Source organism: Microcystis sp. M_QC_C_20170808_M9Col (assembly GCF_007095495.1).
Lineage (GTDB): Bacteria > Cyanobacteriota > Cyanobacteriia > Cyanobacteriales > Microcystaceae > Microcystis > Microcystis aeruginosa.
Genome location: NZ_SFBZ01000300.1, coordinates 1 through 7,401 on the forward strand (window position 1 = coordinate 1; position 7,401 = coordinate 7,401).

Annotated in this window: 6 protein-coding genes and 1 pseudogene; 2 read left to right on the top strand and 5 right to left on the bottom strand. The window is 42.8% G+C overall.

What is annotated here, in order from left to right:
• The coding region (locus tag EWV68_RS18935) for a Uma2 family endonuclease (RefSeq protein ID WP_287170714.1) at nucleotides 1–314 on the bottom strand (314 nt) is incomplete at its 3' end.
• Between the two features lie 341 nt (nucleotides 315–655).
• Between EWV68_RS18935 and EWV68_RS18940 the strand changes: the two genes are divergently transcribed.
• The gene (locus EWV68_RS18940; protein WP_061431432.1) at nucleotides 656–3,376 is read left to right on the top strand and encodes a valine--tRNA ligase; all 2,721 of its coding nucleotides are present in this window, start codon (nucleotides 656–658) and stop codon (nucleotides 3,374–3,376) included.
• Nucleotides 3,377–3,446: 70 nt separating this feature from the next.
• Here EWV68_RS18940 and EWV68_RS18945 read toward each other — a convergent pair whose 3' ends face one another.
• The 4 genes from EWV68_RS18945 to EWV68_RS18960 all read right to left on the bottom strand — a co-directional run bounded on the left by EWV68_RS18945 (nucleotide 3,447) and on the right by EWV68_RS18960 (nucleotide 6,799).
• Nucleotides 3,447–4,883, bottom strand: a complete 1,437-nt coding sequence (locus tag EWV68_RS18945; RefSeq protein ID WP_061431431.1) for an NADP-dependent isocitrate dehydrogenase — start codon at nucleotides 4,881–4,883, stop codon at nucleotides 3,447–3,449.
• A 242-nt stretch (nucleotides 4,884–5,125) separates the two neighbouring features.
• Nucleotides 5,126–5,899: a hypothetical protein gene (locus tag EWV68_RS18950; RefSeq protein ID WP_287170715.1), complete on the bottom strand. Its 774-nt coding sequence runs from the start codon at nucleotides 5,897–5,899 to the stop codon at nucleotides 5,126–5,128.
• Nucleotides 5,900–5,958: 59 nt separating this feature from the next.
• Nucleotides 5,959–6,174, bottom strand: a complete 216-nt coding sequence (locus tag EWV68_RS18955; RefSeq protein WP_061431429.1) for a hypothetical protein — start codon at nucleotides 6,172–6,174, stop codon at nucleotides 5,959–5,961.
• A 28-nt stretch (nucleotides 6,175–6,202) separates the two neighbouring features.
• On the bottom strand, nucleotides 6,203–6,799 hold the full coding sequence (locus EWV68_RS18960; RefSeq protein WP_061431428.1) for a Uma2 family endonuclease: 597 nt from the start codon (nucleotides 6,797–6,799) through the stop codon (nucleotides 6,203–6,205).
• A gap of 192 nt (nucleotides 6,800–6,991) precedes the next feature.
• Here EWV68_RS18960 and EWV68_RS18965 point away from each other — a divergent pair.
• Nucleotides 6,992–7,401 (top strand): annotated as a pseudogene (locus EWV68_RS18965) (transposase family protein); the annotation flags it as partial.

The following is a 7,401-nucleotide window of genomic DNA, read 5'->3' on the forward strand; positions in this document are numbered from 1 at the left end:
GGATTGGTAATAGTTGTCTTGCCAGTTTCATAATAAATCGGTTCTCCCTCAATTAGCATCACATCGGGATAGGTTGCTTGACGATATTGCGCTATCCATAATTTAACATCACCGATAAAAATATTATATTTCTGTCCTTTGAGGGCAAATTTTAAATAAGCGGCAAAATTGAGAGCAATTTTATTATGATCGGTAGTGCCTCCTGTCATCGGTACGATTTCCCCATCTTGATACTCATTTTTATAGGCTGCCGTTTCCTCTAGTTCTAAATATTCGGCAAAGCTATAGGTACTTTTATCTGTTGCTATAGTCATAATTTATTGATTGGCTCCCTCAATTGATTATAGCAATTATTATACTGGTGAGATGCAAAAGAATTACCATAAATTAGCTATGTTTAGCCGAACAAAAGATAACAGCTATCTTAATAAGCTGTTCGTAATTTAAATTGCTTGTTGAGACGAGGCAAAAGGCAAGAGGCAAGAGGCAACAGTAAAGCGATTGGAGAAGATTCGGCTAATCTAAGAATAAGCGGTTTAAATACGTCTTAGCTTAGGACTCTTAAAATTTTTTAGCTGGCAACTAAACAGGAATTTGATCTCTCCCAAATGTGGGACAATTGACAAAGAACTAAGAATTGTAGAATCCCCCCATCATGACCTCGGAACTATCGAAGCAATACGATCCCAAGATCACAGAAACGAAATGGCAGCAATATTGGGAAAATCAAGAAATATTTACAGCAAACCCCGAAAAAGGCGGCGAAACCTACTGTATAGTCATCCCCCCTCCCAATGTTACCGGTAGTCTCCACATGGGTCACGCTTTCGAGAGTGCCTTGATTGATACACTTGTTCGCTACAAGCGCATGACCGGCAAAAATACCCTCTGGCTGCCCGGGACGGATCACGCTAGTATTGCAGTACAAGCTATACTCGATCGCCAATTAAAAGCCGAAAAAACCGACCGTTACCAACTAGGAAGGGAAAAATTCCTCGAACGCGCTTGGCAATGGAAAGAGGAGTCCGGTAGTACCATTGTTAATCAACTGCGACGCTTGGGGGTATCCGTCGATTGGACGCGGGAACGTTTCACCATGGACGAGGGACTTTCCCATGCTGTCCGTACTGCTTTTATCAAACTCTATGAAGACGGATTAATCTATCGCGGTCAATACTTAGTTAACTGGTGTCCCGAATCCCGGTCGGCCGTTTCCGATTTAGAGGTGGAAAACAAGGAAATTGAGGGAAATCTCTGGTATTTTCGCTATCCTCTCAGTGATGGTAGCGGTTATCTTCAAGTAGCCACCACAAGGCCTGAAACCATGCTCGGTGATACTGGTGTAGCTGTCAACCCGCAAGACCGCCGTTATCGCCATTTAATCGGCAAAACCGTCACTTTACCGATAATGGGGCGAGAAATCCCCATTATTGCCGATGAATTGGTGGATCCCGAATTCGGTACCGGTTGCGTCAAAGTTACGCCGGCCCACGATCCTAAGGATTTTGAGATGGGTAAACGCCATAATTTAGCCTTTATTAATATCATGAATTTAGACGGCAGTTTAAACGAAAATGCCGGAATATTCGCCGGTCAAGATCGTTTTGTTGCCCGCAAAAATGTCGTTAAAAAACTCGATGAAGACGGCTTTTTAGTTAAGATTGAAGCCTATCGCCATAGCGTCCCCTATAGCGATCGAGGTAAAGTTCCCGTGGAACCCCTTTTATCTACCCAATGGTTCGTTAAAATTGAACCTTTAGCCACAAAAGCTTTAACCTGTTTAGATCAGGAAAACTCGCCCCGTTTTGTGCCAGAAAGATGGACAAAAGTTTATCGCGATTGGTTAGTTAAACTAAAAGATTGGTGTATTTCTCGACAACTGTGGTGGGGTCATCAAATTCCCGCTTGGTACATTATCAGTGAAACTAACAACGAAATTACTAACCATACTCCCTTCGTCGTTGCCCCAGATGAAACCTCCGCTTTAGCCAAGGCTAAACAAGAGTATGGAGAGGATATAATTATTCAACAAGACCCCGATGTTTTAGATACTTGGTTTTCCTCGGGATTGTGGCCATTTTCAACTATGGGATGGCCAGAAAAAACCCTTGATCTAGACACCTATTATCCCACCACAACCCTCGTCACTGGTTTTGATATTATCTTTTTCTGGGTGGCCAGAATGACGATGATGGCGGGCTATTTTACGGGACAAATGCCTTTTAAAGATGTCTATATTCACGGTTTAGTTAGGGATGAAAACGGCAAAAAGATGTCTAAATCTGCCAATAACGGCATCGATCCCCTAATTTTAATTGATAAATATGGAACCGATGCTTTACGATATACCTTAATCCGAGAAGTGGCAGGAGCAGGACAGGATATCAGTCTGCAATACAACCGTAAAACCGATGAATCGGAATCCGTAGAAGCAGCCCGAAATTTTGCCAATAAAATTTGGAATGCTTCCCGTTTTGTCATGATGAATCTGGAGGGAAAAACCCCAGAAGAATTGGGAGAACCAGTTTTAGAAAATTTAGAATTAGCTGATCGCTGGATTTTATCTCGTTATCATCAAACAGTACAAAAAACTAGAGATTATCTAGAAAATTATGGCATGGGGGAAGCGGCAAAAGGTCTATACGAGTTTATCTGGCGCGATTTCTGTGATTGGTATATCGAGTTAGTGAAAACTCGTTTATGGAAGGATAAAGAATCGGTTTCCTGTGCTACAGCTAGGCAAACTTTGGCTTTTATCTTGGCAGGGACATTAAAATTATTACATCCCTTTATGCCCCATATTACCGAAGAAATTTGGCATAATTTAACCCAAGAAAATCAGCAAGTTTTGGCTTTAGAAACCTATCCAATAGCTGATAGTTCTCTGATCGATCTAGACTTAGAAAATACTTTTGAGTTATTAATTGAAAGTATTCGGGTGTTGCGTAATTTGCGCGCCGAAGCGGGGATTAAACCGGGGGCAACGATCACGGCAATTTTACAGACAGAAAACAGCCAAGAATTAGCTATTTTGCAACGCGGACAAGTGTACTTAAAAGACTTGGCCAAGATCGAAAACTTAATTTTGACGGCCAAATTAACCGAGGAAGTCAATCAAGCGATCGCCGGTGTTGTCGCTACGGTAGAAATCCTCATTCCCCTGTCCGGATTGGTTGATATATCGGTATTGGCCGGGAAATTAGCGAAAAATTTAGCTAAAGTAGAAGGGGAAATCAAGAGTTTGAGCGATCGCTTGAATAAACCTAGCTTTGTCGAAAAAGCTCCAGAAGCTTTAATCCAAAAAACGAAGCAAGCTTTAGCAGAGTCCGAAAAACAAGCCCAAATTCTCCAAGAACGCTTAAAACGTCTGCATTAACGGAGACAGGGGATTGTTTTGGGGATTTTCGGAAAAATAGGGCAGTTTTCAGGCTACCCTAACCAGAAAATTAATCCCCAAAATGGGAGATGATTGCATCGGCAAATTCGGAACATTTCAGAGGAGGATTAACGGGAGGTTCCATCAGACGCGCTAAATCGTAGGTAACTTGTCGATTAGCGATCGCTGCTGCGATGCCTTTTTTAATCAAATCGGCTGCTTCTTGCCATCCCATGTATTCCAACATCATCACCCCGGAAAGAATCACCGAACCGGGGTTAATTCGGTCTAAACCGGCGTGTTTAGGGGCTGTGCCGTGGGTTGCCTCAAAAATAGCGCAAGTATCGCCAATATTCGCCCCGGGTCCCATCCCTAAACCACCCACGATCGCCGCTGCCGCATCGGAGAGATAATCGCCATTCAGGTTCATGGTAGCGAGGATCGAGTATTCATCGGGACGGGTTTGGATCTGTTGGAAGATACTATCGGCAATGCGATCGTTAACCATAATTTTATCTTTCCACTGGCCATGGCCGTGGGTTTCCCAGATAGCATCGAGAACACTGGTCACTTCTTGGCATATTTTGGCTTTTTTCTCGTCCGTGAGGGCATCATAACCCGGTTCCACCATGCGGGCGTTATCTTCGATGCTCAGATCGGGGTTTTTCTCCTTATTGCTCAGGATCCATGATTCCATCTCGGTGACGCACACATCCCGGAATTCACTTTTAGCTAATTCGTAACCCCAATCCCGGAACGCCCCTTCGGTATATTTCATAATGTTACCCTTATGGACGAGAGTAACCTGATTTTTCGGTTTCGGTAAAGTCAGCGCTCGTTCGATCGCCCGGCGGACTAATCTTTGGGAACCTGTCTTACTAATCGGTTTGATCCCGATACCCGCATCGAGGGGAATTTGTTTTTTCCCGTGTTCGGGAGTGGCGGGAATTAGTTCCGTGTTGAGATAATTAATCAGTTTATCGGCAATTTCCGTGCCTTGTTTCCATTCGATACCGAGATAGATATCCTCGGTATTTTCCCGATAGACAATGACATCGAGTTTTTCCGGGGTTTTATGGGGGGAAGGGGTTCCCGCATAGTAACGACAGGGACGAACACAGGCATAGAGGTCAAAAATTTGCCGCAAAGCCACATTCAGGGAACGAATGCCGCCACCGATGGGAGTGGTCAAGGGACCCTTGATGGCTATACCATATTCTTTAATCGCTGTCAATGTATCTTGGGGTAGATATTGATAGGTCCCGTAGATTTCGCAAGCTTCATCACCAGCATAGACTTTAAACCAATGGATTTTCCTTTGACCACCGTAGGCTGTGGCGATCGCCGCATCGATAACTTTTTCGGTTGCGGGCCAGATATCGACTCCCGTACCGTCACCACGAATGAAGGGAATGATGGGATCGTCGGGAACTAGAGGTTTTCCCTCAGAAAAAGTAATTTTCGAGCCTGTTGTCGGTGGGGTAATTTTTTCGTAGCTCACAGTCATGGGCTTCCAGAAACGGTATTTATCTATACGTTGGCAGTCTAGCGCCGTCAATATCTATACTCAGGGATTTTGGGTAATTTCTTAAAGATTCCCTTGCTGGCATCAACTTCGTACCTCACCATTAAGATAACTGCTATAGCTAAGACTCTTTTAAGCTGCCCGCATATTTAAATTGCTTGTTGAGATGAGGCAAGAGGCTTCGCTGGAATTTGATGACAGCTTACCCAAAATTGATCGGGAAATTATCGACTAATCGTTGGTTCGATAATCTCAATTTTTTCGATGATACCGAATTCTTCACTAATTGCTCGTGTTGCTTTCAGTTGACCGGTTACTAAAAACTTCAGCTTCATTTTAATTGAGGATGTATCGGCTGGATGTCCTGCTAAAAACTGAATTTGTCGCAGTTGGGCTAAAATTCTCAGGGAATCCGCATTATATTCTGTTTTATAGGCGGGGTCTTGATTATAGGCTTCAATTAATTGGTCGTGGTGGGTTAGGATAGAGCCAGCAATGAGAGCCGTTAATTCTTCCAGTTTATTGATAGTTGCAGCTTGTACCTCTATGAAAAGTTCTTGTTCAAAGTTTCTTAGGCTAAAAATCCCGACAAACGAGTAAATCAACAAGATACTTTCTGCCCGTGATATATCATAGGTAAAGTTACACTCTTGCGTTTTATAATTGATAATAAAGTCTTGTTTTTCCTGAAGCCAAATTTCTTCTTCTGTTGCTGTACCTTCACGAAATAAAACTTGACACTGAACCGTTCCTTGTAGCGGTGTTTTGGCTAAGATATATGGTCCTAAAGGCTTTTCTTGGCTGACAGCCAGTTTTTCCCGAAACTCTTCTGGACGCGGTTGATTAGAGGTGTTTTCTCCGGGCTGTTGGCTGATGGTAAAGCAACCCGGAGTTAGTACAATAATCGGGAGACTACTGCTATCATTTGAGTCAACCGGTTCGGCTTTAATGTGTTGAGCAGCACCAGGAATTACGCTTGCTAAGGTCTCAACTAGCAAGCGGATTATTCTCAAAACTAGGTTTTGAATCATGGCAGTTTTGGGGAATATTAACTACTTCATTGAGGGAGAACTTCTACTTTTTTAACGTTGTCAAGGTTTTCTTCTTCCTCAGCTTTAGCGAGTAACTCTTCTAATATTTGAATCGCACCACTGATGCGCAGCATGGTAGTTCTTAGATTAGACCCTTGTGTTTCTAGATCAGCTAACATTTTTTGACCGGACTCATATTCGGCTTTGAGTTGTTCGATGCGTTCTAGGATTTGTTCTTTCATAGGAATAAATCGGTGGAAAAGTTAGTTTTTAACCTAGGGACTCTAGATCGTACCACAAAAATTGTAAGTTAAGGACAAATCCGGGTAAAATATTTTCTCCTGATAAAGTAGCAGGCTTTTTTAAGACTTCTACGGGTTGATCAGCGCGATAAATTTCGACAAGTTTATTTTTGGTATCAATTAACCAGCCTAAGCGCATTTGGTTGGCTAGGTATTCCTGCATTTTCTCCCGTAATGGTTTCATCTTGTCTGTTTTAGAGCGCAATTCTAAGACAAAATCAGGACATAATGGGGGAAAGGTGTCCTGTTGTTCGCGGGTTAGACAATTCCATCGTTCTCGACTAACCCAAGCGACATCAGGAGAACGGTTTGCGCCATTGGGAAGGCTAAATGCTGTGGAGGAATCAAAAACCTCTCCTAATTGGGTTTGTTCGTTCCAAATGACAAAACGACTAGCGAGTTTAACGTTGTATTTCCCTGTGCTTCCTCCGGTAGGTGACATCATGATTAATTCGCCGGTATTACTGCGTTCAAGGCGGAGATATCGGTTGGCTATTGCTAGTTTTTTAAACTGTTCTTGGCTAATTTTAAAATGGTTTGGCAGATTAATTATCGCTGGTTTCATAAATCATCTACTCTCCTGGCTCTTCATTGATGATAGCATGGTATAAAATGGGGAGCATCTCGCTTACGCAATGAGTAATTATACTTAGCCTAAAAGCCACTCTTAATCGTGTCTTGGAACGAAATAGAGGCTTTTAAAGACTGCGTACATGGAGAATTAAAACAAGAATTACCCTCGAAAAGCCTATTTTTCCAACTAGCAAAAAGCTTATCAGAAGGGGATTTTGAGAAAATCACCGAAATTCAGCTAGAGCGAGAAAAAACTGTCTGGGTAGCGGTATTCAGAGCGAAAATATCTAGCCGAGAAGGAGAAAAGAACTTGGCTATCGTCATGAATGCAAGTTCAATGGAAAAAGCAACAGAGGTGGACTATTTCATCACCAATGTAGTCGAGGCAGATACAGTAACAGCGTCGTGGATAGTGAGGACTTACACCGAAAGAACTTGGGTGGAAGTATTCCACCGAGAAGCCAAAGGATGGTTAGGGTTAAGGGAATATCAAGTCAGGGATAAACGAAGCTTACTTCGTCATTTTATCTTGGTGTTTTGTGCCTATACATTTATCCTGTGGCATCAGTTAACTGGGGGATTGCAAAGGCGGTG